The 25,950-nt window shown below is 63.2% G+C and carries 22 protein-coding genes; 4 read left to right on the top strand and 18 right to left on the bottom strand.

The features are described 5' to 3' along the window. Positions 1-7: 7 nt before the first annotated feature. From ACO0LU_RS17895 to ACO0LU_RS17885, 3 genes are read right to left on the bottom strand one after another with little or no spacing between them, the layout of a single operon-like run. Entirely contained in the window at positions 8-1,279 is a 1,272-nt protein-coding gene (locus tag ACO0LU_RS17895; RefSeq protein ID WP_424792712.1) for a TRAP transporter large permease, read from the bottom strand. Next, positions 1,276-1,779: a TRAP transporter small permease gene (locus tag ACO0LU_RS17890; protein ID WP_424792711.1), complete on the bottom strand. Its 504-nt coding sequence runs from the start codon at positions 1,777-1,779 to the stop codon at positions 1,276-1,278. The genes ACO0LU_RS17895 and ACO0LU_RS17890 overlap by 4 nt, the downstream gene beginning before the upstream one ends. 7 nt (positions 1,780-1,786) lie before the next feature. Beyond that, the gene (locus ACO0LU_RS17885; protein ID WP_424792710.1) at positions 1,787-2,869 is read right to left on the bottom strand and encodes a DctP family TRAP transporter solute-binding subunit; all 1,083 of its coding nucleotides are present in this window, start codon (positions 2,867-2,869) and stop codon (positions 1,787-1,789) included. A 195-nt stretch (positions 2,870-3,064) separates the two neighbouring features. Between ACO0LU_RS17885 and ACO0LU_RS17880 the strand changes: the two genes are divergently transcribed. Further along, positions 3,065-4,210, top strand: a complete 1,146-nt coding sequence (locus ACO0LU_RS17880) for a mandelate racemase/muconate lactonizing enzyme family protein (protein ID WP_424792709.1) — start codon at positions 3,065-3,067, stop codon at positions 4,208-4,210. A 685-nt stretch (positions 4,211-4,895) separates the two neighbouring features. After that, positions 4,896-5,246, top strand: a complete 351-nt coding sequence (locus ACO0LU_RS17875) for a nucleotide pyrophosphohydrolase (protein WP_424792708.1) — start codon at positions 4,896-4,898, stop codon at positions 5,244-5,246. Here the strand turns inward: ACO0LU_RS17875 and ACO0LU_RS17870 are convergent. From ACO0LU_RS17870 to ACO0LU_RS17855, 4 genes are all read right to left on the bottom strand, one after another. Continuing rightward, positions 5,188-6,837 (bottom strand): DNA/RNA helicase domain-containing protein, encoded by a 1,650-nt coding sequence (locus ACO0LU_RS17870; protein WP_424792707.1) that lies wholly within the window; start codon positions 6,835-6,837, stop codon positions 5,188-5,190. The genes ACO0LU_RS17875 and ACO0LU_RS17870 overlap by 59 nt on opposite strands. Before the next feature lie 431 nt (positions 6,838-7,268). Further along, a complete protein-coding gene (locus tag ACO0LU_RS17865) occupies positions 7,269-8,159 on the bottom strand; it encodes an HNH endonuclease (protein ID WP_424792706.1) in 891 nt (296 codons plus the stop codon). Between the two features lie 445 nt (positions 8,160-8,604). After that, positions 8,605-8,730, bottom strand: coding sequence for a hypothetical protein (locus tag ACO0LU_RS17860; protein WP_424792705.1), 126 nt, complete (start codon positions 8,728-8,730; stop codon positions 8,605-8,607). A 4-nt stretch (positions 8,731-8,734) separates the two neighbouring features. Then, positions 8,735-9,001, bottom strand: coding sequence for a DUF433 domain-containing protein (locus tag ACO0LU_RS17855; protein ID WP_424792704.1), 267 nt, complete (start codon positions 8,999-9,001; stop codon positions 8,735-8,737). A 52-nt stretch (positions 9,002-9,053) separates the two neighbouring features. On the opposite strand from ACO0LU_RS17855, the gene ACO0LU_RS17850 reads away from it, so the two are divergent. Beyond that, entirely contained in the window at positions 9,054-9,461 is a 408-nt protein-coding gene (locus ACO0LU_RS17850; RefSeq protein WP_424792703.1) for an NERD domain-containing protein, read from the top strand. Here ACO0LU_RS17850 and ACO0LU_RS17845 read toward each other — a convergent pair. The 11 genes from ACO0LU_RS17845 to ACO0LU_RS17795 form a co-directional block, all read right to left on the bottom strand. Next, positions 9,424-10,344 carry a toll/interleukin-1 receptor domain-containing protein gene (locus ACO0LU_RS17845; protein ID WP_424792702.1) on the bottom strand — a complete coding sequence of 307 codons (921 nt, stop codon included), beginning with the start codon at positions 10,342-10,344 and terminating at the stop codon, positions 9,424-9,426. The two genes, ACO0LU_RS17850 and ACO0LU_RS17845, sit on opposite strands and share 38 nt — an antisense overlap. A gap of 1 nt (position 10,345) precedes the next feature. Continuing rightward, positions 10,346-12,925 (bottom strand): DEAD/DEAH box helicase, encoded by a 2,580-nt coding sequence (locus ACO0LU_RS17840; RefSeq protein ID WP_424792701.1) that lies wholly within the window; start codon positions 12,923-12,925, stop codon positions 10,346-10,348. Continuing rightward, positions 12,925-15,057 carry a site-specific DNA-methyltransferase gene (locus tag ACO0LU_RS17835; RefSeq protein WP_424792700.1) on the bottom strand — a complete coding sequence of 711 codons (2,133 nt, stop codon included), beginning with the start codon at positions 15,055-15,057 and terminating at the stop codon, positions 12,925-12,927. The genes ACO0LU_RS17840 and ACO0LU_RS17835 overlap by 1 nt, the downstream gene beginning before the upstream one ends. Before the next feature lie 494 nt (positions 15,058-15,551). Beyond that, positions 15,552-15,893, bottom strand: coding sequence for a hypothetical protein (locus ACO0LU_RS17830; RefSeq protein ID WP_424792699.1), 342 nt, complete (start codon positions 15,891-15,893; stop codon positions 15,552-15,554). Positions 15,894-16,018: 125 nt separating this feature from the next. Next, positions 16,019-16,699, bottom strand: coding sequence for a hypothetical protein (locus tag ACO0LU_RS17825; protein WP_424792698.1), 681 nt, complete (start codon positions 16,697-16,699; stop codon positions 16,019-16,021). Positions 16,700-16,720: 21 nt separating this feature from the next. Further along, positions 16,721-18,319 carry an FAD-dependent oxidoreductase gene (locus ACO0LU_RS17820; protein ID WP_424792738.1) on the bottom strand — a complete coding sequence of 533 codons (1,599 nt, stop codon included), beginning with the start codon at positions 18,317-18,319 and terminating at the stop codon, positions 16,721-16,723. Between the two features lie 5 nt (positions 18,320-18,324). Further along, complete coding sequence (locus ACO0LU_RS17815; protein WP_424792697.1) at positions 18,325-19,404, bottom strand: LacI family DNA-binding transcriptional regulator; 1,080 nt, start codon at positions 19,402-19,404, stop codon at positions 18,325-18,327. Beyond that, positions 19,401-20,885, bottom strand: a complete 1,485-nt coding sequence (locus ACO0LU_RS17810) for a DUF4127 family protein (protein ID WP_424792696.1) — start codon at positions 20,883-20,885, stop codon at positions 19,401-19,403. Before ACO0LU_RS17810 ends, ACO0LU_RS17815 begins: the two co-directional genes overlap by 4 nt. Beyond that, positions 20,882-21,763 carry a carbohydrate ABC transporter permease gene (locus tag ACO0LU_RS17805; RefSeq protein WP_424792695.1) on the bottom strand — a complete coding sequence of 294 codons (882 nt, stop codon included), beginning with the start codon at positions 21,761-21,763 and terminating at the stop codon, positions 20,882-20,884. Before ACO0LU_RS17805 ends, ACO0LU_RS17810 begins: the two co-directional genes overlap by 4 nt. Beyond that, positions 21,763-22,593, bottom strand: coding sequence for a carbohydrate ABC transporter permease (locus tag ACO0LU_RS17800; RefSeq protein ID WP_424792694.1), 831 nt, complete (start codon positions 22,591-22,593; stop codon positions 21,763-21,765). The genes ACO0LU_RS17805 and ACO0LU_RS17800 overlap by 1 nt, the downstream gene beginning before the upstream one ends. Before the next feature lie 117 nt (positions 22,594-22,710). Next, a complete protein-coding gene (locus tag ACO0LU_RS17795; protein WP_424792693.1) occupies positions 22,711-24,009 on the bottom strand; it encodes an extracellular solute-binding protein in 1,299 nt (432 codons plus the stop codon). A gap of 220 nt (positions 24,010-24,229) precedes the next feature. On the opposite strand from ACO0LU_RS17795, the gene ACO0LU_RS17790 reads away from it, so the two are divergent. Next, positions 24,230-25,681 carry a hypothetical protein gene (locus ACO0LU_RS17790; RefSeq protein ID WP_424792692.1) on the top strand — a complete coding sequence of 484 codons (1,452 nt, stop codon included), beginning with the start codon at positions 24,230-24,232 and terminating at the stop codon, positions 25,679-25,681. Positions 25,682-25,950 lie beyond the last annotated feature (269 nt).

Genomic DNA, 25,950 nt, shown 5'->3' with positions numbered 1-25,950 from the left:
CACGCTCCTAGAGGTTTGGGATCCAGAGACTAATGGTGGGCAAATAGGTCACGAGGAGAAGACCGATCGCGAGCGGTACGAGGACGGGTGGGACCGCGCGGAATACGTCGGAAATCGGGATGTCCGTAGTGCCGCTTAAGACGTAGATCAACAAACCGAGGGGTGGCGTGAGGAGACCAAGTAGGAGGGCGAGGATGACGATGGCTCCGAAGTGCAGCGGATCGATCCCGTACGTGGTAGCCATCGGCAGCAAGATTGGCACGAGCAGGAGGATCGCTGCCCCCGCCTCCAACACCATCCCTATAAGCAGGAGCGTGACGTTGACAATCAGAAGGAAGATCAGTGGACTCTCGGTAAGGGAGAGCATGTACTCCGAGAGCGCCTGCGCGCCACCTTCGAGGGTCACGATCCTGCCGAACACGAAGGCGGCCGCAACGATGAGCATGATCGACCCGACGGCCTTCGCGGTCTCAGCCAGGGCCGCGCCCAGCGTCCGAAGTCTGAGTGACCGCTCGATGAGGCCAAGCAGTATTAGATAGAGGACTGCGACAGCCGAGGCCTCGGTCGGCGTGAAGACCCCACCCAAGATGCCGCCGACAACGATGAGCGGGGCCCCAAGGACCGGGAGCACGTCGCGCACGGCCTTCAGGCGCCCAGATCGCACCCGGTCGCCACTTTGGATCGGAGCCTTAGTCAATCGAGACCACACCCACGTGTACGCGCACAGGAGAGCGATCAGGACGAGAGCGGGGCCGATTCCCGCCAGGAGCATCCCACCAAGCGATACACCGCTGACCACGGCATACAGGACCGCCGCGATGCTGGGGGGCATGATGGGTGAGACCAACGAGGACGCCGCGGTGATTCCGAGACTGTAACCGCGCGGGTAGCCGCGCTTGATCATGGTGGGAACGAGCATCCTGCTCAGGGCTGCGGCATCAGAGATTGCGGAGCCGCTCATCCACGAGAATCCCACGCTGGTGGCGATGTTGACGTAGCCAAGGCTTCCGCGCAGGTTCCCCAGGTTCTTCTCGGCAGCGACGAAGAGTTTCTCCGTGGCCGAGGTACGACTCGCGATCGAACCCAATAACAGGAACATCGGCACCGCGACCAGAGGAAAACTGTCGATGCCCGAAACCACCGTTGGAGCCACGCTCGCCAATGACGAAGTAGGGCTGAGCAGGAAGTAGAGCAAACTGGGAATGAGGATTGCGAAAGCGATCGGTGTGCCCAGCAGCAGCAGGCCGACAAACCCCGCAAGGACGAGTACCAGGGTCATATGAGGCCCTCGGGGTCGGTCTCGCTTTGCGCTGTGCCCTCGGCTGGGTTGATTACCTGATGGACTGCAACCAAGAGGAAACCAACGAGCGGCGCTAGGTATAGCCAGCGCATCGAGACTCCTAGCGATGCCGAGGTCTGGGAGCCTGTCAGTTGCACCGTCCGATAGGTCGCGTACGCGACCACCGCGGCAGCGACGAGGACGAGTGTGCGGTGCACCACTTGGTAGATCGGGAGCGCGCTGGGCGGAATCCTGGTCTTCAGCATGTCGGTGGATATGTGGCCGACCTGGGTGGCGGCCACGGCTCCGGCCCCGACGAAGGTCGCCCAAACGAATAGGAACCGTGCGAACTCGTCGGTCCCATCAATCGGACTACCAACTACATACCGAGAGAACACCTGAGCGAGGACGACTAGGAAGATCCCTGCCGTTAAGGCCGCGGAGGCCGCCAACGACACGGTTCCCAAGGCCGTGCTCAGACGTCCCAGAGCCCGCTTCATGGGAGTTTCAGTTCGTCGCGACGTCGTCGTAGAGATCTCCGCCGAACTCCTCGTAACTGGGGTCGCTGTAAATCTCCCGTGCGTGAGCCTGGAAGGCTTCCAAGTCGATCTCCTCGGACGGGACGACCTCGATGACTCCACGCTCTTCCCAGTCCGCGAGCAGTTCGGCGTCGACGTCGGCGATACACTCGCCGGCTGCCTCCTGTGCCGTCACAGCCGCGCTCTCGAGTGCTTCGCGCTGCTCGTCAGACAGGTCCCCGAAGGTGCTCTCTGAAATCACGAAAGCGTGGGCATTCTGAACATGCCCGGTGAGGGAGAGATAGTCCTGGACTTCTTCGAACGCGCCGAATGCGATCTGGTTCAGAGGATTCTCCTGGGCGTCGACGACGCCTTGCGAGAGGGCTAGATACAACTCGGTGAAGTTGATCGGTGTCGCGGAGGCACCCAGGGCCTCCACAGTCGCCCGGCTGCTGGGAGTATCCTGTGATCGCATTTGCAGGCCACTCAGATCCTCTGGCGAAGTCACCGGCACGTTCGCAGTTACGTGCCGGGTGCCGAGCGGCCACAACGGTCCGAGCACTCGCACGTTGGCGGACTCCCGCAGCGGTTCGAGAATCTCTGTGCCGATTTCCCCGTCGACGACCGCCTGTACGTCGTCCAACGATTCGTAGGCGAAGGCTAGTTCGAGAACACCGACCCGAGGCTCAAAAACACTGAGGCTTCCAACTCCTGGGAGGGCCGCGTCAAGTTCACCGCCCTGGATGGCCGTGAGGTTGTCCTCGTTCGAGCCGAGTTGGGCGTTGGGAAAGGCCTCGAGCGTGAGGCCGACATCGGCGCTCTCCAACTCCTCCTGCATGACGTCGATACCGCAGGCGTGGTGTGGATGGGAGTCGCCTTGAGTGTGGGCTAGACGAATGGTCCGAGGCTCCGCGTCGGCCTCGCCCGCTTCGTCGTCGCCACCACTCGTGGCTCCGCAGGCTGCAACCACTGCAAGGCTGAGAGAGGCCGCGGCGACCCCAACCAGTCGCCGCTTGGTCGGTCCCCTACGGCGGCCCCGCCCAGAGATGACACAGCGATCCGTCGTGTTCATGATGCCTCCTTGCATTGATGTGGCCACGGTGACGTGCAACACAGTGATGTGCAGAAGAGTCTGGTTCACTGAGTATTGATTGTCAATAGTTTCTGGAGTCGATGGTCAGAGGACTTCGCGCTATCGCGCCCAAGACGTGACAGCAGTAGGCGATTGGGCTACTGTGATTGTTAATAATCCGACGATGGAGACACGATGAAAATCACCGAAGTACGGTCGACGGGGCTGCGCGGCGGCACCCCTGAGGGGGGTTGGTCAAACGAACTTCAACCCGACGACGTGGTCCACACCCTGATCGCGATCGAGACGGACACAGGCCATATAGGCGTTGGGAGTTGTTTCACGAGCGACACTCTCGTCCACGGAGCCCTCGAGTTTCTGAAGCCCTTCCTGGTCGGCGAGGACCCTCGTGAGACGGAGCGCGTCACCGAGAAGTTGCACCGAAACTCATTCTGGCTAGGACGTGGCGGGGCTATTACGCACACCATCAGCGGTATCGACACTGCGCTGTGGGACCTCCTCGGCCAGTTCGCCGGTCTGCCCACCGGTGTTCTCCTCGGCGGGCGCTATAGGGAGAGCGTCCTACCGTACGCATCGGTGTTGATGCAGCGCCCCGAACTCCTTGCTTCCGAACTCAAGGAGTTGGCAGCGGCAGGCTTCCGTGCGTTCAAGATCGGTTGGGGAGACTTCGGGCGAGTTGACAGCAAAACCGACGAGACGATTGTCGCCGCCGCGCGCGAGGCAGTTGGCGAGGACGCTCTACTTGCAGTCGATGCAGGCGGTTCCGATGCCGACTTCCCGGGTAGGTTGAAGTGGGCGATCCGGACCTCCAAGATGCTCGCTGACTATTCGGTAGCCTGGTTCGAGGAGGCGCTACCTCCAGATCTGGTGACGGACTTCGCTGAACTGCGGCGCCAATCGCCGGTGCCAATTGCGGGTGGCGAGGTCCTTACGCGACGTCAGGCCTTCCTGCCGTTCCTCTCAGGAGGAGCATTCGATATCGTGCAACCAGACGTCACTAAGGGCGGCGGACTCAGCGACTCCCGCAGGATCGGCTGGATGGCCAGTGAACTCGGCGTCAAACTGATTCCGCATGGGTGGAACACCGCCATCGGATTGGCTGCCGACTTGCAACTCGCCTCCGCCCTGCCCGAGACCGACCTTGTGGAGTACAAGACGGGCTCGGCCTACATCGACGACATCTCTGAGAACTCATGGGAACTGGATGCCAGGGGCCGTCTAGCGATCCCGACTGTTCCCGGACTCGGTTACCGCTTGAGCCCGGAAGGACTTGAGAAATACGCCACCGACCCAAACTTCGCTCAACTCAGGGGCACGTAATCGGTTAGTGGCCTCGGCTCGGCAACTCTGCACGGTTCGATCCATGAGCTTCCTGGTCGCACGAGGATCAATCTCATCCGCTCAGAGAGCAGCCCTACTATTCGCGCTTCCCAGCTTGCGTCCCGAATGCGGCGTCGTGACGAGCCACTCGCGGTGATGGTGCGGCCAGGCAAGGGGTTAGGACACGTCTGTGCCTTGCGATGCGTATTCCATCTCAACCCGCGGCCCTTCAGGGTGTTGCGACTCCCTCGCTCCGGGCGGAAGGCGGATCAGTGGTCTCGCTTGAAGACGACAACTATTGGCGCTTGCTGGCCGCGCCTGAAGTTGGGGTGACGACCACGGCTGCGCTCCGGGACTGCGCTGATGATCCCGCGATTAAGCGGGCATGGGTTTCCGTCCACGGTCTTGGGCCACAGTCGTGGGCGTACCTCTTGATGAACGCCGGTGTCGAAACCGAGACCAAGCCGGATGTCATGTTGCAGCGATACGTCGCCCGTGCAGTCGGTAGTGATTCACTCTCTCCACAAGCCACGAGAGAACTCATCCTGGCTGCTGCGGATGAACTCGGCGTCGCGCCTAGGAGTCTTGACCGGGCCATCTGGTGGCACGAAAGCCCTTTCGGAGGTTGAGGACCGTTACGAACTCATAGGACCTTCCCGCGTGCACAGGCACCTACGATGCGGGGATGACCGACTTTGAGACCCTGGTGGCCGCCGTCCGCAAGTTCGCCGAGGAACGAGACTGGGAGCAGTTCCACACACCGAAGAACCTTGCGATGGCGATCGCCGGGGAGGCCGGCGAACTCGTGGCAGAACTCCAGTGGTCCGATGGGGCGCGCAGCACGGAGTTGGTGCATGAGGACGCCGAACTGCGCACTCGTATCGCCTACGAGATGGCCGACCTCTTGATCTACCTTGCCCGGTTAGCGGATGTGACCGGCATCGACGCGATGCAGGCGGCAGCCGAGAAACTCTCGATCAACGAGAGCCGCTTCCTGAAGCCTGAGGTCTCGGAGCCGCCGGCTCAGCAGGGATGACCGATTCGAGCATTGCCTGTGTCTCCGCGTCAGTGGAGAATAGGATTGTGCCTTTCATTCCCCGCGTCAGCAGCACCTTGTAGACGTTGCGCACGAGCCGGTCGAAATCCTCGTCCGTCACCGCTGTTCGGGACCGGAACGCCGGGTCCTTACTAAAGTCGCGTTGGGCGACCCACCGGTCCTGCCGCCACACCAGGTCTTCGCCAAGAATCACGCCGTTCCAGTCGTACTCGAAACCCTGCGCGGTGTAGATGCACCCCACCTGATCAATACCGCCCGGTTCTGTAGCCCATAGATGCGACGGCGGTGCTTCCCCCACGCGGCGATCGGATTTCACGTTCCACGGACGGGCCCAATCACCGATCCGAACGTCAGCCACCAACCTGCCGTCCTTGGTGGGATCACTCCATGGCCAGCAGAACCCTGCTGTCATGCGCGCGGTGTCACCGCCGGCATTCAGCGTCCGGATACGGGACTCCAGGTCCTGCGGCGAACTCACAATCTCCAACGCGTACCGATCGTCACCGCTCCAACGTGCCACCTCACCGGGTCCTGGCTCATCTGAACGCTCGGAGAGACCAAGGAGACGCAGCACCCAGTCCACATAGGCTTGGCTGCCACCGGCACGGAACTGATCGTTCAGGTTGACGTGACGGATCTGGATACCGTGGGCTTGTACGCGCCCGGTGATGAGTTCCACGTCTCCCGCCTCGCCGGGGCGTACCACCTGATGCTCATCCAGCAGGAAGACCGGAACACGTGCGGCGTCGATCAGTTCATCGACTTGAAGGCGAGCGCGGTCGCGGACTTGCTTCGGGGTGTACCGATTGACCGAGGTTTCCCGGATCCGGTGCGCTTCATCCAGGATGAGCACGTCAAGACCGTTTTTCTCGGCCTCCATGAACGAGTTGAAGTACTTGAAAAGCGCTTGGGTGGAGCGGGAGCGAAACCCCGCGACTTTGCGGAGGGTCTGCGTGAAACTCTTCGAACCGGTGGCGTGCAAAACGGATCGTCCCTGCCGCGCAAGCTCACCCAGTAGTGACAACGCGATGACGCTCTTTCCCGAACCCGGGCCCCCGGAGATCACCACTGCTGTCTTGGTGTTCTCGGTCCGTGCACGTTCCACCTCGCGCAGCACCAGTTCATAACTGAGCCGTTGTTCATCGAGGAGAACGAACTGTTCGCGCTCGCGGATCTCTTCAGCAGCCACTGTGAGGAGCTTCTTCGAAGGTGCGATCTTGGACCTCAACCACATATCCGCGGCCTCGGCGCCGGGTTGGTCGCTGAACCTACTGTGCAGGTGTTCCAGGAAGCCCCCTCGCCGCTCGGCAGTGAACATCGGGGCTTCTTGGATCGCCTCGGGATGCCACAGATCGGAGACGCCGTCGTCGGTGGCGTTATGCAAGTAGGCCACCCCGTCCAGATGGGTGCTCGGATCCCCAAGGAGGCCCATGAAGTCGCGAAGGTAATCCCGGTAGCCGCCGACTTGCACGCTGGGATGCAGCGACGGTCGGTAGGGCGCACCGTGCACATCCACCAGGGCGGCTTCACCGTCCCAACTGCGGGCGCGGGACCATTGCTTCAGTTCCACGATGAGGAAGGAGGGCTCGCCGGTTCGCGGGTGCACCCCGGCCAGGATCGCGTCGGTGCGTTTGCTGGTCAGCGGAAGGCGGTGCTCGATGAGGACCTCGACTCGCTCTAGACCGGCATCGCGGAGGTCTTGAGCCAGGACCGGCAGGGAGTTGCGCCAGGAGGCGCGTTCAGCGGGCCCGACCCCCACGCCTGCGTAAGCGAGATAGTGGGCCAGTGCCTGCTCCACGCGTGAGGGTTCAGGATGGGTCTGGTCGAGCAATGAGCGCGCGGACAGCCGGTATGCCGACACGTGTGACGTCCCCTCGGGCAGCACGAGATTTCCGTGCGGTGGGGGACGTGTCGGATCGCCGAAGTCCGTCGGTACCGCTCACTCCCACGTTAGTGCAGTAGCGGCGCCTGGATTGGCAGCATGCTGCAGTCACACGCCTGCTATTGCGTGGGGAACAAGTCGATCCTTGAGGGGGTCAGCCATTCACATCGCTGGTTGTGCTGCTCCAGCACCTCGTTGCCCGGCCGGTCGCGAGGCGCGACGGGCAGGGCTGCGAGTGGTTGGTGGTCCAGTGCCCGATAGAGGTCTTCGTCAAGGTCGGGGCTCACCCGTACGCGATAGGCATCGCCCTCTTTGACGACTGTCAACTGGTGCAGGTCGAACAGCGTGTGGATGTCGGAACGCAAGAGCAGGCCGTTCGGAACGACGTTGGTGTGCTCACCTCGGTACGGCTGAATGTGCGCTGCCTCGAGGACAAGTTTCGTCGTCGAGCCGGTGACTGCGCAGCGTTGTGCGTACGCCCGCAGGAGTGCGCTTCGGAAGGCAGGTTGCCCCCGGCGCTCCCTCATGGGTCGTAATAGGCGCTTTCTGGTGTCGGGCCCGCGCACCCCGGCTATCCCCACATCCTCGCTCCCGAATGTGGCCTCGATCTCATCGACGGGCTCGAACAGGCTTGCGAGCCATTCCTCAGCCCGTGGGTCAGCAGTATGGGGGATCGTATTCAGCCCCTGTGTGATGCCTGTTTGCTCTTGCACCTCCTTCCACCGGACCTCTCCCACCACAGCATCAGCGGCCCAGGAGAAGTGGATTCGCGTCCGGTACCGGCGCTCGCCGTCGTCGTGCCATGGAAGTTTCTCGTCACCGCTCAGCCGGGCCGCAGGCCGTGCGACCTCGGCGGGGCCCAGGAATTGATTGTGTCCCGCTAGCCAGAAGTAGACTACGTCGTCCTGCTCGATCTGCCGGTGATTGGTCATATCCCACAGCAGCTCTTCCTTGGCGATGTCCCAGTGTTGTGGATAGTCGGAGGCGATAGTGAGCACCCAACTCGTCATGCATGTCCCTCATCCGCTTTGAGGCGGGGGAGGCATGTCCGTGAATTGGAAGCCTGTCGTTCCGCTGTTCCGTCATTACCGAGTCGGCCTCAGCCGACCGACCGACGACGGCGTCGTTACGAAGGTTCTCGACGTGTCAGTGAACGCGCGTCATCGCGCGGAGGGGACGTGTCTGGAGAGCAGAAGTCCGTCGAACCGCAGTGGTGGGGAGTCTAGTGCGATATCGGATTCAGGGACTCGCCGAAAGGGACCGGGTCGAGAGCAAGTTCACCACCTCAAGAATGCGCCGGCGCTGGGCGTGGTCGGTATCCAACCAGGATGAGATCGGGCTTCGGCACTGTCCGTGACACTCTTTCCGATGCGCTTTTCCCGGGCACCAGCACACCATCCCCGGCGTCTGAAGTCAGGTGATGCACCTAAGAATGAGTACGGGCTGGGTTTGTGACTACAGCGGCAAGTAGGTGACGCGTCCCTCCCAGTCGGCGTTGACACTGGCCTGCGCGACGACCACGAGGTCAGCGATGACCGTCCCGACGGGCATCGTCGCCGGGGCAATGAAAACTCCGGCCATCGCCTCACGTGCCCATCCGGGCTAGGAGCTTCGCTCGCAACCCGTCGGTCGGGTACTCGGCCTCGATCCGTGCTCGGATCTTGGAGTCATGCCGCTCCCGCTCGGAGAGATACGCTTCGACCTCCGCCCGGTGGTGCAGGTAATACGCAAGCACGGCGTAGACGTCGGCCAGTGGCACCGTGTCATACGACTCGTGGATAGCCTCCGGCGACTGCCCCGGCTTGAAGGCGGCAATCAACGTCTCTAGCGGCACGCGGGTGCCGACAACCATCAACCGTCCGACCGCGGTAGCGACCGAAGTCGCAGTTTCCAGACGTTCCGCGATGTCCCCGACGACGTTCATGCCGCGTTGCAACGCAAAGCGGCGCAACGCGGCGCAACGCGGCCAATCCTTGCAGCAGTATCTCGCTGCGGAGTTGCGTCATCCGGCGGAACGGCGCTCGATCGATGAGGTCCTAGGCCTGAAGCACATCCGGGAGTTCCTCCCGAACCAATCTCCCTACCGGGCCTGGTCCAACTTCGAGTTCCGGGACGGCCGCGGCCGCTCGCACGAGGTCGACCTGCTGGTCCTGGCCAAGGACCAACTGCACCTGATCGAACTCAAGTACTACTCCGGCATCCTGCGCAGCGATGACCACGCTAACTACGCCGTGGGAAACCCGCCGAGGACTCCCCCGGCCCTCACCGCATCGGCTACGACTGCTCGCCGGATTCGGGTGTGCCTTCGGTGAAGCGGGCGTTGAGTCGCTCCAGCGCGGAGGCGACTTGAGACTCATGCTTCTGCTGGGCTACAGCAGCGGCATCCTGTTGTGCGCGTTGTCGCCGGGCGGTCTCCTCATATTGCTGGTTCGTCCTACCGATGGCGTGCTCCAAGGTCTCCAGGTGGTGCTGCTCGACCTCTTCCAGCGTCGTCCCGTCGAGGACGAACGTCCTTCCCGACACCGAACCGATCCCCGGTCTGTGCATGCTGGTGTGCCGGGGCGGGCGGTCCCAATTCTGTTCCATCAGTTCAGCCCACTCCTGATCCGGCTGTTGGGATAGAAGAATCGGAACTCGGTACAGGGCCGAGCCGGGCGTGCCGTCATTCCGCGGGGAGGTGATGCCCTGGGCGTCGACTCCGACGATCCGGATAGGCCCGTCCTCCACGGGCGATGGCCCAGCAGATTTGGATCGCACTCGTCGTGGCGGGAGGGTCCGTCCGGGGCGCAGATGGGCATGCATGTCGGTGGCGAGGCGATCCTTGATTTCGTCAGATCCCAGCCCCGTAGCATCAAGGTACTTCTTATCTTTCAATGAGGATGGCATCGTGACGTTATCGACCCTGACGGGCAGGACCTTCACGCCCCTGTCCGCAAGTTCGCCGGTCATCGCGAGCGATATTTCCTTCCGGCACCATTCGCTGCCCACGCTGGCCGCCGAGATGAAAGCCATGACAAAGTCGACCGCGTGGATGGCCGCCGAGATCCGCTCCACCAAAGAATCGCCGGTGCGCACATCCCATTCGTCCAGCCACACGTGAATGTCGTCCGCCTGGAGTGCTTCGGCCACCGAGTAAACCATGTCCCTGTCCTGGTGGGAGTAACTGATGAAGGCAGAAGCGATTGGTATGGACATTTCAGTAGTCGCTCGCGATGTCAGACTCGTACAGACTCTTAGCACTGTGAGCCTCTCCGATGGCGGCGCGCACGTGGGGCTTAGTGAAGTCCAGGACGCGCAGCGCGCCACCGGTCTCGGCGACGGATTCGATGCGGCGAAAGTTGTCTGCGAACTTCTCGGCGAACTCTGCCAGTCCGCGCAACTTCGGTAGTGCATCGGCCAGGTGGTGGCCGTGGGGGTCAACTAGGTCGGCGGCGACCGTGCCGTCGTGGCGGGTGGCGAAGAAGATGAAGTCCGGGCGTAATGCCTTCCAGGTGCCGGTCCCATCTTGGTAGGCGATCGCCAGGGACTCCTTGGTCGCTCGTTCTGGGTTGCGGTACCAGCCTTTGAACCCGGGCTGGTTCATCTCAGAGTCCAGCACGCGCCGTTCCCACTCATTCAGGTCCACCGGCACGGTGCCGTCCTCGGCTGCCATCAGGTGCAGTGTGCGGGTGGGTAGTTCGCGCTCGCTGCCGTCGGGCAGACGTTCCTTGGTGTCGGCCTGAGCGGCTTTAGGGCGGGTGAGGCTGATGCGTTCGGGTTGGCTGGACTGGGCCTCTAAACCGTCGTACTCGGCCTGGCGCTCATCGCTGAGCCCCTTACGGGCCACGCGGGTGTGGTTCAGCCACTGCCGGGCCAGCTGGTCGGCTTCGACTTCCACCGCCTCAGCGATCTCCGGCACGCGCCCGAGGGCGGCGACGACGATGTTGGCTTCCAGCAGGTCCTCCTCGTCATCACCGGGGCCCACGAGGTGGTCGACGTAGGAGGAGCACAACGCGGGGGAGAGCGCGCGGGTGGCGGCGCGGTAGGCGTCCTCGATCGCCCGCGGGTCGGCTGATTCCTGGAATGACTGATACGTCACGCCGCCGCCGATGCGGCCTCGGACCTCCTCACCGCTCATGGTCAGCACGTCCTGGCGGGATTTGGCGACCTGCTCCTGGTACTGCACCCGGCGCCCATCGAGCGCCCTGTGCAGGTGACGGTGGGCTTTGTCCACCGCGTCGTCGATGAGTCCGTCCTTGGACATCGCCATCGCCAGCGCAGTGAGCCGGCGGATCGGTTTGGACTCACGCCGCGGGATGGTGACCGTGGGTAACTCATCGAAGGCGGCCCACACCGCGTCCTCGATGTCGGGGTTGGGGGGCAACTCCACCGGGTCGAACAGCACCCGGCGGCCCTCCCCGCCTCCGGTGTCGGTGTCCTCATCATCGGTCGACGTCGCGCCCTTCATCAGCATCCGGGCCACTGAGGTGGCGGTGTTGCGTTCGAAGTACGGCAGCAGGCAGTCCACCGAGTTCAACAGTTCATTTCCCGGGATGCGCCGGGCCAGCGGGGTGCGGATCATCCGCCCCAGCAGTTGGGTGATGTGGGTGGCATCCCGGGCCGGGCGGAAGGAGACCAGCACCTCGGCCCTGGGGCAGTCCCACCCGGTGGAGATCGCCGACTTGGCCAACAGCACCCGAATGTGGGATTGGTCTTGGACCCGTTGCGGCTCGATGTAGGGGACCACCTGCTGAGCGACCGTGAGGTTCTGCCGTTCGCCGAACACGTTCGCCACCGCGTCGAAGCCCAGTGCCGGCCACTCCTCATAGATGGTATCCAGCGTGCGCACCAGCACCTCCTCGGTGGGCTTATCACCCACTTGGACCACCAGCAGCGGGCGCACCGGGTCAGGCTCTTCCTGCTCGACGGCGTAATCGGCCCAGGCACGGCTGGCCGCCTTGATCTTCTCCACCGCTCGGCGTAGCAGCACCGTGTCGAACTCCCCGTCCTCAGCCGGGATGGACAGCACGATGTCATCCTTCAACAGACCACTGGCCTGTACCAAGGCCGAGTCCACCAGCACCGGTGGGAGCGCGGTGCGGGCGGTGGCGTCTTTCATCGCCTCCTGGAACCGCTCCACCGTCGCAGAGATACCGAACACGATCGGCATCGGCGGCACGCTGCCCTGACCGTTGATCAACCGCTGCACGATTGTGCGCCGGTCCTTGGTCGAGGTCCCCATCCCGCGGTGGGCCTCATCGAGCACGAAGTACAACGTGGTGTCCTCATCGGCCACCGTGTTGGTGATGACGTCATAGATGTTCTGCTGCACCAGATCCGGGCGGGGGGCGTCGAAAAGCGGATCCTGCCCCGGTGCAGCCTCGGGTGTCCCGCGCACCAGCCGGGAGTTCTTCGACAGTTTCTGGGTGTTGAGGAAGTACACGTTGCCCGGGCGCAGCCGGTCCTCGGCAAAGGTTGTCTCGATCACCCGCAGCCGCGAATCCAACTCACTGGCCGCGGCCTGGATCCGTGCCCGGCTCTGCTCGTTCAGGTCCGGCGAATCAGAGAACCACAACACCGTGGCCGTGGGGTCAGCGGGGAAGTCGAACTCATCGGAACCGAAGAACAACGCCTCGATCACCGCCGAGGCCATCACCGTCTTGCCCGCACCAGTGGTGGCGGTCAGGGAGAACTGCGAAACCGACCCGTGACGGTCATACATATCCCGAGCCTGCGCCAAGTTCCGCAGCACATCAGCCACGGCATCCGCCTGGTAGTCCTTCAGCGTGTAACGCATCAGCGGTCCCTTCCGGAATTGATCTGGAAGTTCTGCAGATAGGACTCATACAACCGGATCGGACGCACACCGGCGGGCAGGTCCCGGCACACCATCTGAAACGCGCTGTCATCATCGGTGACGATGAACGCGGTCTCCACGCCATCCACTTCGACTAACCGGGCCAGGAAATCCGCGGACTGATCCACGTTCTCCAACACCGCGTAGGAATCGGCCACATCCCAACCGTCCTCGCCCAGGTCGGTGATCACCCGACCCCAGGCACCCGCACGCAACCACAACATCGGCGCGATTCGCTCGAACGCCCGATGATGCTTCACCGACAACGGGGATTCGTACGTGAGGGTGAAGAACGCCGCGTTCTCCGCAAACCCCTGCGCCATGGGGAACTCATCGGTGAACCGGTATTCACCCTTGATCGGCTCGCTCTCAGGGGTCTTGCCGGTGATGGCCGCGGTGACGCGCGGCTTGGTGATGTAGTCACAGATACCCAGCGCTTCCCACTCCGGGTCACCAGGGCGCAGTCCCTGCTTACGGAGCCGGTGCTGTTCTTCTGCGGAGACTTCGTTGTTGGTGACCGAAATGCACTTACGACGGCCACCATCCTGCTTGTTGAGCCGCATGACCGCGTGTGCGGTGGTACCCGAGCCAGCGAAGAAGTCAAGAACTAAGGCGTCAGGCTTATCTTTGACGAAGAATCGAAGCGCGTCCTCGACAGCGTAGAGGGATTTCGGGAAGGGAAACCGTCGATTCGGAATGAATCTACGAACCAGACTTGAACCATGTCGGGAGGAGTCGTGCGAAGGTATCCGCCATGCAGTACCGGGCAGGAATTCTTGGAGCGAAGCGTCGGTGACAACTGACCCATCATCTCTTCTAGAAACAATCGGAAACGTTCCGTTCTCGATTTTAGCCCGCTCGCCAGCCTTCAAGTAGGATATCGTTGTGTCTTCCCCCCTAGGGCGTCCCACTCGCACATACCCTTTTGCAAGGGCCTTACGTAACGCCGCTGGGGATATCTGCCAATTTCCTTCGGATCCATTTCGACGGATCGGCCATACGGCGACTCGGTCAGAATCGGGCTCGGCTGAGAACCTCGCACTATCGAGCGGTATAGCTTCCCCAACTTCGACGATTTTCGTACCTGATTCGTCAAGGAATATCGGGTAAAACAGGTTTGGGCGATCCGTTCGCCGGGCATTTGTACCTGTTCGATTGAGCATCGACCAATGCAGTTTTGTAGTACGCTTGTCCTTTGGATTCACTCGCCATTCATCGCCGAGTTTAACCCGTTGAGCCTGCGCTGCACCGATCCTTGCAATGAAGATATACTCATCAAGGCGGCCGAACGCTCCTCCTCGACTGACTCCTGCTGGATTAATTACCGTGCTAATCATTTGGATTCGTGCGTCTGGGAAGGTCTGTTCAAGAAGTAGTCCCAACCGATGTACTTCCTTCTCGTCAATGGTGACGATGAGCACCGAGTCGTCGGGGTTGAGTAAGTCGCGGGCGATTTTTAGTCGCCGCTCCATGAAGGCGAGCCACTTGGAGTGGCGATAGTCGTCGTCGCCCTCCACATAGTTGTTGTTGTATTTCCAGTCCCGGGCACCGGTGTTATAGGGAGGATCGATATATATCGCGTCGACCTTGCCGCGATGCGTGTAGGTGAGCATCTCCAGGGCGTGGTAGTTCTCGGCGTTGATCACCGTGTGGAACGGCTTGTCGGCCCCACCGCGTTCAACCCTGCCGGTCTCCACCAACCCTGGATAGAGCCGATCGCGGAAGGCGGCGACGAACACCAGGTCCTGCACGCCGGCCACCTGGGTCTCCGGCTCGTCGGCGTCCAATTCCACCAGGTGCGCCACCCAGCCCTCGTCGGTGCGTTCGATACGGGCCACGCGCCACAGCCGCTGATCACCCGCCTTGACCTCCCCGCGCGATGGCAGTACCCGCACCTTGTCGCCACGACGAACCTGACGGCCCGGCAACTCCACCGCCTCGGGCTGGTGCCGCTCGAAGACCAGGCCGAAGGTGCGTCGCTTGGTCAACGCCCCGATCTCTGCTTCGAGGTCAGCGCCCAGTTGCGGATCCGCTTTACGTGCCTGACGCAGCAATTCTGTCAGCCTCGACAACGGCTGCCTCCCCGTGGGCTGTAGGTAGACCAGCGGTAGCAGTGTGGTCCCTGCAGCCGGGTCATATCGCTTCTGCCATTACTCTATCGAGCAGTGAGGACACTCGGGTGACGCCATCACACCGGTTGCGGACTCACCCCGCGAAGGGGCTCTCGTGCCACCAGATGACACGGTCCAGCCTCCTGGGTGCGACGCCAAGTCTCGTCCGCGGCTGCCATGATGAGTGTTCTGGTCGCTTGGGGAGAGAGTGGATGGTCACTGTCGACTGCGAGAGCGACATAGTGCTGCAACATCACATCAGGCTTGGTCTCGGTTTCGACACCGGCGTTCTTTAACAGATACGCCCAAGCCAGTGGTTCGAGGGGCGTGCAGCGTGCCATGCCTGCTCCAGTCGAGAGGAGCACTGGTGCGCACGGCTGCGGACTGAGGCAACATCGGCGACGGTTCTGAATCGCTGATCTGCGGGAACGCGTTGTGTGGTGTTCGGGGGTAACTCAACACACGTGCCCGGGCGACCGGGTGGAACGCATCCTTGCCAACACAAAACGGGTGCTGTTTGACTCAGCGGGCTCATCGCGCTGCTCCTCCTCGGCCCGCCTGGCCCGTTCGCGCAACGTGGCCACCAGGGCTCGGCGCTGGCCGAGGAACGCCCCCAACAGCATCGGCAACCCTATCAAGAGCGCCAACTCGGCGGCCAACTCCAGCCACGGCTCGACCAGGGCCGGCACCGACTCCTCGAACGTCAGTCCGGCCCCCATGATGGCCGGCAGGGTCCGCACCTGGAAGCTGATCACCACCAGCGCCACAGCCAGCGCCGCCACCAGGGGGACTCCCATTCAGGGCGCTCGGCCGACTGAGGATGAGCATGCTCTGTGGTCCGCCACACGATGGACTTTGCCGGAGTGAGGCTTCCGCAGGACGGCCCGTTGGGCGCTAGACCTGCGCATGCTTCGCCGCTCGCTCAGGTGGAGACGCCGCAGTTCGTGGCGGCCGCCACATACGGCTCGAGTTTGCTTGTGTAATCAGTCGCGACCTTACCCAGAACCACCGCACCAAGGAGCACAGCCGCAGCGCCCGCGTCGGCCAACAGGCTGAGGTCGGAAGCCTGCAGATGGTGCTGAGTCGGCACGACGACAGGGACGTTGACAGCCGAAGCGACTGCCCGCAGCCGGGCGAGAGTCGCCAAGGACAGGTCGGTGCCGTACCGCTCTGGCTCGAGCGTGGAAAGTTCGAGGGCTCCGATACCAAGGCCCACCAGTGCCCGCGCCTGCTCCGGGCCGTCCCCCGGGCCTAGCGCAACCATCGGGGCGACCGATCCGCACGCCTGCACATAGTCGCTCGGCGCATCCGTGGCGTAGGTGTCGAAATAGTCAAAGCCCATGTCCGCGGCGGCAGCCATCTGGTCGGAGGAGACCTGTCCGGCGCCAACGACCAGACCGGTGGGTAGCCCGACATCAAGGATGGCTCGCAACTGCGCCTGCTCTTCCTCGACGGATCCGAACACTGTGCCGGATGCTCGGTGGGAAACGTTCACGTGTACCTTGAGCCCGTCAGCGCCACCGTCGCGGGCGGCTTCGGCCAACGCGACATCGTTCGCGGGCAGGCTGACAAGTACGCCGAATCGGGAACCTGGCAGTTTCATCGGACCTCGCTTCGTGGGTGATCAGTAGTAGGAGATGGTCGGCCAGGCGAGTTCGACCCCGGCGCTTTCCAATCGCGTTTGGATCTGGCCCACCAGCGCATCAGAACCGGCGACCGCATGCGGCTCGGTGCCCTCGTCCAGACAGAACGCGGCCAGGTGCCCGGCCGACTCACCGATGTTCCATTCCACTGGGTGCAGCCGGTAGCAGCCATTGGTGATGTGTGTGGTGGAGATGTTCTTGCCTGCGGCCAGGACATTCCGCATCCGCTGCGGCACCAGGGCGCGCAGCGGAATCTGAAAGGGCCAGGACGGCACGTCGATGTAGTTGTCTCCACCGGTCGAGGGGTGCAGGTCAATGCGGTACGAACCGATGCCGACGCTGTCGCGGTAGCGCCTTGCGCCGTCGGGGCGTTCGGAGACGGCGACGTCATGTTCGGTGATCCGGTACTGGCCCAGAATGCGGCGTGATTCCCGGATGTAGGGCCGCATAGCGAACCCATCGTTCGTGCCGGCCACATCCGGACGAAGCCGCAACCCCGGCCAGCCCGCTCCGCCGTCGGGACGCGGCGCCTCGGTCTGGAGCCAGTACAGGAAACTCCGGCTCTGCGCGCGGGCCGCGGCGAGGTGAGCAGCATCCGCTTCTGCGTCCCCGCCGAAAACCGGCCCGCCGAGGTAGTCGATCATCGGCCAGTTCACGATGGTGATGTCGCTGTCCGCGAAGCCGGACCGCAGGTGGTTCCGCGCCAGGATCCGGCGGAACGTCCATAACTCGTCCGACCCTGGATCCTTGCTCTGATCGGCAAGCACACCGACAGGATCGTCGTCGGGATTGGGATCGAAGGCGTAGGTACGGGGCGCCAGAGTATGCGGATGTGGCGCCACCCATCCGAACTGGGGTCCGTGCCACCACTCCGGTGCGATAGAGCGCCAATGGGCGTAGTCGGCCGGCCGGGCAATGCTGTGGTCCTCACCGGCATGGTGGGAGAGCGCAAAACATACCGAGACTGCTTGCATATTCATCGGGTCGGCTACCTCGGGCGCGTTCGGCTCGCCGGTGTCCGCTCTGGATTCCGCCCCGGTGACGAACTCAGTGCCGGTGATCGGTAGCAGGTCGCCGGTCTCGGTGGCATCGAGGAAGTACTCGGCTTCCACGGTGACATGCCCGCCTCGAGCATCCTTGAAGGTAACGGCACGCACCCTGTCTGCTTCGACGTCGGCCCGGATGGGCACGTGCTCGCGCAGCACCGTGATCCGCTCGGCGGCCACCCAGGGCGCTAGTTGTGCCTCGATGACCGAGAGCGCCACCCGCGGTTCGTGGCACAGCGGTCCCACGCCGCCCGCGCCTGGATTCAGGGCGACCACGTCCCGAGACGCTGAACGCAACGGATAGTGCCTGCGGTAGTAGTCGCGGATTCCCTCACGCAGACGCCGGTAGGTGCGGGTGGCGCCGAACTGCTCGATCCACGGATGCTCGTCCGGAGGTACGAGTTGGGTGGTCAACTGCCCACCCAACCACTCCGACTCCTCCGTCATCGCCACCCGGGCGCCACCCTCGGCGGCGGCGAGTGCTGCCGCTATCCCTCCGAGCCCCCCACCGACGACAAGCACATCCACGCGCATCTGAGTCACGTACTCCCTTTCTGTTTAACTGTTCCGCTGGTGTTACCCGCGTCAAAGGTGCACGGGAGCGTGACCACCACCGGCTCAACTGGTTCGGTCGCGACGATCTGGTCGATCAGGAGCCGCACGGACTCCGCGCCCATCTGGCGTCGTGGGATCCGGAAGCAGGTCAGCGCCGGGCCATCACCGGTGTCGTGTTGTTCGGGTGGGTCGTTCAGTGCTGCGACGGAGATGTCGCCGGGCACATCCAGGCCGCGGTTCGTGAGCATCTCCAGAACCCTCACCGCCACGACGCCCTCATGAACGACGAAGCATGTTGCCCCGGCATCCAGGAGCCGGTCCAACTGCTGCGGCGTGGGCCCGGCATGCTTGTCGACGCCGAGCACGAGGTCCTGGGAATCGAGCGCGGCCGCATCGTGTGCCGCCCAGAAGCCGGCGTCCCGGTCGGCGGTGGGTTCGGTCGGCGGGTCTGTCGGCAGGTAGGCGATCCGGGTGTGCCCGAGGCCGGCGAGATGGTGCACCACCTGGCGTGTGGCGTCACCGTAGTCGGCCGTAACGTAGGTGACGCCCTCACCGGGGATGTCTCGCCGTCCGACCATCACGAACGGATAGCCGTTATCGCGCAGTCGCACGATGGCGTCGCGATCCATGTTCTGACCGAGCAGTACGCAGCCATCGGCCAGTTGCAGCCGGTTCACGCCACCTCGGTAGATGGATCGCGTGCCGTCCTCGCTCGTGGCGCTGGTGAACATGAGCAGGTCGTGGCCGAAGCCCTCGGCCGCGCTCTCAATGCCCACCAGGAAGGGGTGGTAGAAGTCGTGGTGGTCGATCGGGAACACTGCTTCGAACGTGTACAGACCGATCAGTCCGCTTCGCCCGTTGGCAAGGCTGCGCGCCAATGGGTTGGCGACATAGCCAAGTGTGCGTGCGACTTCCTCGACCTGACGGCGGGTGGCATCCGGGATGCGCACGCCACTGGGGTCCTTCTTGCTCAACACCAGCGAGACCGTGGCTTGAGAGACGCCGGCGATCTTGGCGATATCGGCTTGGCGGGGTCGCCTGGTTCTACGTGGTGGAGGACTCACTGTGGCAACGCCTTCGCGTTCGGCTGGACAAGGTCAAATGCGATCTCGAAGGAACGGTCCCACGGGAAACGGGTGGAGCCGGGCCGGATCACCGGATAATCGGCGGGCAACCCGAGTTCAGCATGGGCGGCCATGAGTCTGTTCTCGGTCTCCCCCGCGTCCAGGCTCGCACCCTGAAGGAGCGGGCGCCGCGCGATCGTCTGGTATGCCCAATCATCCAGCAGGCGGCGCGTGAGTGAGCGCCGCTGCGGTTCCCGGAATCGTCCACCGCCAACGAGGTGGGCCAGGCCTTGGGCAAGTGCACTGCCGATCGAGTTGCCGGCCGTGTTCCACCCCGCATAGCCAGCAAGATCCTCCAGCACCTGACCTTCCCGCAGCGCGCGGATCAGGCTTGGATCCGCGCCGTTCGCGTGCGCCGCGTCTGCCACCGCGACCGGACGGCCTTGACGCCGATGCTCGTCGATGCGCGCGATGAGCGGTTCGACTTCGCTTTGATCGTCCGAGTCCTCCGACCAGCACCAATCCCGCGCAGGCTCGGCAGGTGGATGAAGGGCGAGGACGAGATCGGCTTCGCCTGCCTCGGCAACGAGTTCAGCGCCTGCCATCGCGATCTGCTGCTCGACCGTGTCCCTGACCGGGACGTCCTCATAGAGCGCGATCCGGTCCAGTCCGTCGGTAGCGGCGCACTCCAGCAACACCTTGGGTCGGCGACCGTGCAGGCCCAGGATCGAGCGTATGAGTAGGGAACCGCCTGCCTCGTCGGCGCCGGGCAAGCAGGTCACCCGGTCGGCAAGGCCCAACCGGTCGATCCAAGCAGTGATCCATTCCCGCTCACTGGTCGAGACGCTCTGCACTGTGCTGTCCTCAACGAGGATCCAGAAGGTGTCGAGGGTGCGATCGAGTGCAAGGTCCAAGCACGCCAGATGCACGGTGTGCAGGCGCATCCTGCGGGTCATAAAGTCGGTGACGTACTCCTCGGGGACAGCACCACGGCGCCGCTCGACCTCGTCGGGCTGGTTGTGTTCCCGTAGATACAGTTCGCGGGACAGAGCAAAGATGTCGGCTCCGTGGTGCTCGCAGTAGTGGGGTTCGGCTCCGGACCCGTTGCGTTGGCGGGTGCGCATGAGCGTCATGAACCCGTGGATCGGGAGTTCCGGGTATTCGGCCCGGACGGATCGAAGGAGTCCCAACCGCTCCAGAATCGGCATGGTCGCCTCGGTGGTACGGCGGGAGGCGACGTAGCCGCCGTAGGCGAGTTGATTGATGCTCACCACGACCGCGTCCGACTCTGCCGCAGACTCGCGCAACCACCGCCCAAGCCCGTCGCGGTCGGATGGTTCACCCTGAGGTGGCAGCAACTCAGTCGGCGGCAGCCGCAGGTCGACACCGCTGATGTCCGCCAGCGCAGCAACGTCAGTGGTGTTGACCGGCCGATCATCGATCGGAAGGAGGGTCACGACCAGCGAGGTAGGCATTGTCATCCCTTCACACCTCCGGCAGAGAGCCCTTGGGCGAGGTGGCGTTGTCCGAGGGCGAAGACGATCAGCACGGGGATGATCGCGATCAGGGTGGAGGCCATTAACGGACCGTACTGGGGTGCCCCACTTCCAGCGAAGGAACTGAGCGCCAGGGGCAGCGTCTGCATGCTGGGTGAGGAGATGATCACCAGCGGCCACAGGAAGTCCTCCCAGGCTCCGGTGAAGGAAAGGATGGCGATCGTCGCAATGATCGGCTTGGCCAGTGGCATATAGATGCGGGTGAAGATGCGCAGTTCGCCCGCTCCATCAACCCGGGCCGCATCCCCGAACTCACCCGAGAGACTCAGGAAGTACTGACGAGCCAGATAGATATTCAAGGGCTGGACCAACAACGGCAGGACGAGCCCGGTGCGGGTGTTGAGCAAGCCTGTCCCACCTTCGCCGAAGATGTCGTTACCGCCCGTCAGCGGTACGCCTTGGGTCAACAGGAAGAGCGGAATGAGTTGGACGACGGCGGGCACCATGGCCGTACCCAGAATCGTGAAGAACAGAAGGCTCGAGCCGCGAAACTTGATATGAGCAAGTGCGTACCCGGCGGCAGCGGCGGCCATGCAGTTTCCGATCACGGCGATGGTCGTCACGACGAGGCTGTTCACCATCGCGATCGGGATGTTCGTGAAGTTCCAGACGTATCGGAAGTTCTCCCACGTCGGTTCCGACGGCAACAATTGGGGCGGGTAACTGAAGACTTCTGTGGTCGGCTTGAAGGAGAGCGAAAGCATCCAGATGAACGGCATGGCCACGATCACTGCCACGGCCGCCGTCACCAGGATGCGGACGAGCCCGCGCCTTCTGATCACGCGGCCGACATAAGTACTCATCATCGATCACCTCGGGTCAAGACCCTGATGTTGACGTAGGCCAGGGCGAAGATCAGCGCGAAGAGGACGAACGCCATGGCACTGGCATGTCCGAGCCGGTAATGTTCGAACGCCTCGTTGTAGACCAGCATGTTGACCACCGTGGTGGACCTGAGCGGTCCGCCCTGGGTCAGGATGTAGATCTCCGCGAATGACTGCGCAAGATAGATCAGGTCCACCACGATCACGTAGGTCGTGATTGGGACCAGGAGCGGCAACGTGACGTGCTGGAATTTCCGGAAGCGGCCGCATCCATCCACATCCGCAGCCTCGAGCAACTCCTGAGGAATGCCCTGCAGCCCGGCGAGGAAGATGATCATGCCGCCGCCGAGGGCTTTCCAGGCTCTCATCACGATGAGGGACATCAGCGCAGTGTCCTGGTCCGTCAGGAATGCGACAGGCGGGAGACCGACGATGTCGAGAAGGTAGTTGAACAGTCCGTCATGGGAGTACAGCCACAGCCAGATCATGCTGACTGCGACGAGTGGCACTACTCGCGGCAGGTAGAAGATGGCTCGGAAGAAGCCCACGCCTGCGAAGGTGCGGTTCACCAGCATTGCCAGGCCCAGCGCCCCGGGCACGGCGATGAGCAGAGTGCCCACGGCGTACTTCACCGTCACCCACACCGCGTTCCAGAACGTGCCGGAGCCGAGGATCTGGATGTACCCGTCCAGTCCGTGGAACTGCGGCCCGCCACGCTGAACAGGATTGTAGGAGGTGAGGCTCAAGTAGAAGCCGTAGGCGATCGGGACGAGTGTCACCAGCACCAACGCGACAACGGCAGGTAGCACCAGGATCCAAGCAGCCCGGCGCTGCGTCCGCTGCAGCGGATTCCGAGAGCCGCGTCGTGAGGTAGAGGCGTCCACCGTCGGCCTCAGGTCAACTGCCATGTTGGCGAATCAGCCCGCTCAGTTGTCCACGAGCAGGGCGTTTGCCTCAGCAGCCGCCGCATTCAACGCCTCCGCCGGCGGGGTGACACCATGCAGCGCGGCCTCGACTTCATTACCGAGAACGTCCCGAATCTGGGTCCAGAGTTCAACGTTGGGGTTTCCCTGGAACTCCTCGGCGGCGGCCATGTACGGCGCGATATAGGGCACCTCGGTGAGTTCGGGATCATCGGCCAAGGAGGCCCGTGCCGGAATCCCGCCGACCGTCTCCACGTACGCCTTGGCGTTCTCCGGCTCGAGGAGGAACTGGATGAACTCCCAGGCTTCATCTTGCATGGATGAGTCGGCGCTGATGAAGAGGCCGTTTCCGGCGCCCCCGAAAGCGGCGGACTGCGCCTCGGCGATCGGAGCGGCAACGACGATGTCCTCGGCTACCTCGGGGGCCTGTTCGTGAATCGTCTTCAGGGTTGCCTCATCGAGAACCGCCATGGCGGCCCGTCCGGTGACCAGCGGATGCTGCGCTCCGGCGTTGGTGGTGGCTTCCCCGAGCCCGCTCGCCACGGCGTCCTCGCCGACGTACAGATCCACGAGGAATTCAAGGGCCGCCACGCCTTCCTCGGAGTCCCAGGTCACTGTGGCGTTGTCTTCGGCGAGGAATGCGCCACCGGCCTGGAAGAGGAAGTTCCCGTAGGCCTGGGTCATGCTGGTGGTGTCTTGTGTGGACATGACTATCCCTGCGCGTGTGATGGTCTGCCCATCACGTTCGGTGAGCGCCTCGGCTGCGGAGCGCAACTCGGCCCAGTCCCCGGGAGCGGCAGCGGGGTCGAGCCCGGCTTCTTCGAACAGATCCGCGCGGTAGGCGAGTAGGTGGCCGAAGCCCCGCAGCGGCATGATGATGTGCTCGTCGTCAACCACTCCCTGGTCGAGGAAGGTGAAGTCGGCGACCTCTTCCTCGGGGAGTTGCTCCAGGTAGCCATCCAGGGCGATCACTCGGTCTTCTGCTGCATACCCCGCCGCAGCCGCGTTGCCGTGGCCGAATACGTCCGGTGTGGTGCCTCCGGCAAACCCGGTCGAGAGCCGAGCGGCAAGGTCGCCCCAGTCGATGAACTCGACTTCGACGTTGAGGTCGTGTTCCTCCTCGAAGATGGGCACCAGTTCGTCGTTGATCAGGGCCATCTCTTCGGCATGGTTTCCCGGGAACCATACGCGGAGGGTGTCGGTGGAACCACCTTCCCCGGTCCCTCCGCTTCCGCAGGCGCTGATCGCGAGGCCAAAGGCGAGCAGGCCGGCGATCGACCCGGTGAGCCGTCGTGCATTCATGGTGGTGCTCCTCTCGGACGGAGTGAGCGCTCGGGCGAGCGTCGTTGCGTCATCCAGTTGTTGATGCGCATTACCATGCAGGTAATACGCATTAGTAGTCAAGTCCCTCGGCCAACTCCGCTCCGAGCCCACAGCCCTTGACACCCACAGGCCGGCGTCGGTAGTTTCGCTCTGGTCCGCGCTAATGCGTATTAGCATCCGATGACTCGATGAGGAGATCATGATCAACGACGAATCAGGGCCCAAGGGCCGCCTCAGGAAGATCCCCCGGTTGGTCGCTGCGACTACGGCGACATCGGCGATGCTCCTGTCGATGGTGGCAGCCACCGCCGCGCCACCCGACCACACCAATAGCGACGGCCTTCCCAATCACGCCGGAGGGCCCTCGGGAATCAGCAATATGGTCGGTTCACCGATCCCTCCGCATGCCATACCGGAGAACAACCCTGATTTCGAGCCTCAGTTCCACATCGAACTTCACAACGTGGAGGACGGCGAGGTCGAGCACGTCAGGCTCGACGGCGAACGCACCCACCTGGGCAACGTCCAGCGGCCGGCCACCACAACGGCGCCGGCCTCCGACGGGTTCTGGGCATCGAAATACTCCGCCGCAATCGACGGGACGGCGGGCCACCTACTGGCGACGTCGGTTTACGTGATGCGTAGCAAGGTCGGTCCCGAGGAGTCTTACGACCCCGCCTACTACGAAGGATTCGATCCGGAGACCGACGAGCGGGACTGGACAACGCGGTTACTCAACATCCGGCCGGACCGGTACATCGGTGCTCACCATGGCGCGTGGCTGGATCAGACGATCTACACCGACATCCCAGGCGGGTCGGCAATCTTCGGCGGCGATAGTTCCTTGCCCACCGGATCGCCACTGACCTACTGGCACGAGGACGACGAGGAGTGGCGGCCCATCGCCGAGCACTTCCGCAATGATGCGGATCTCGCGCCCCCTGAGCGACTACGGTGGACCGCCCACAAGCCGATCGTTCGCGGCGACGCACCGATGTATATGGAGTTCGAGAACTGGGCTGCAGGCGACACCGTGGCCGGCGAGACCATGAGTTCCAACGGTGGCATCTACGTCGGTTACGAGCAGGGCGCAGCGAGGCAGGTTGCGGACGTTGTCCAGCGGGTGGAGGGTATCGGCCGGTTCCACGGCACTGAGTTCGCGCACGTCGGACAGATGGACACTAACCATCCGGGTGCACTGACGTTCTCAACCTCACCATACGTTGGCTTCACCTGGGATCTCGAAGAGATGGGTGGCTTCCAGATCGTTCCCGCAAACCACGTGAAGTTCCTCAGTAACGACCTCGGCCAAGACTCCTTCATCGACCGGCCACAGTGGCTCATCGTCGGCCCTCGCGACTCCGACCCCGAGGTACTCCGCGACGATCGATACATCATCGACGGTGAGCCGTCCTTCTCTCCAGGCTGGGAGGCGATCGCGCCGGTGTTTGGGATGTACGCCAGGGCGACGTACGACCCTGATGACCTCGCAAACTCGACCTACTTCGACGTCTCCTACGACTTCGGCGAGACGTGGTCGCCGGCCCCGGAGTTCGTCGGCGTGCATGATCCGAGCAATTGCTCGGATTCCACCTGCGCACAAAACTGGACGAACATCCGAATCCACCTGACCTACCAGGACGGGCCCTGATCTCGGCGACTTACCGGCCGTGAAGTCTGAGTCAGCGGAGGTGCCCTGAGAGTCAGGGCACCTCCGCCTGTTTACCCACCCTGTCTCGCCCGCACAGGGCCCCAGAATCATCCGCTCCTCCTCCGGAGTCAACCTGATGGCACGGCAGCAGGTCTAGACCCCTTTCGGATGTCGACCTCCGTCACGGAGCACTAGGAAAGCCGTACAGACAGATGTAGATGAAAGTTTCCCTTGACAGGGAGGCGGGGATCTCTAGTGTTGGTCTAGAC

Source organism: Pseudactinotalea sp. Z1748, from assembly GCF_049725185.1.
GTDB lineage: Bacteria > Actinomycetota > Actinomycetes > Actinomycetales > Beutenbergiaceae > CALKWS01.
This window is presented reverse-complemented; position numbering and strand designations above follow the sequence as displayed.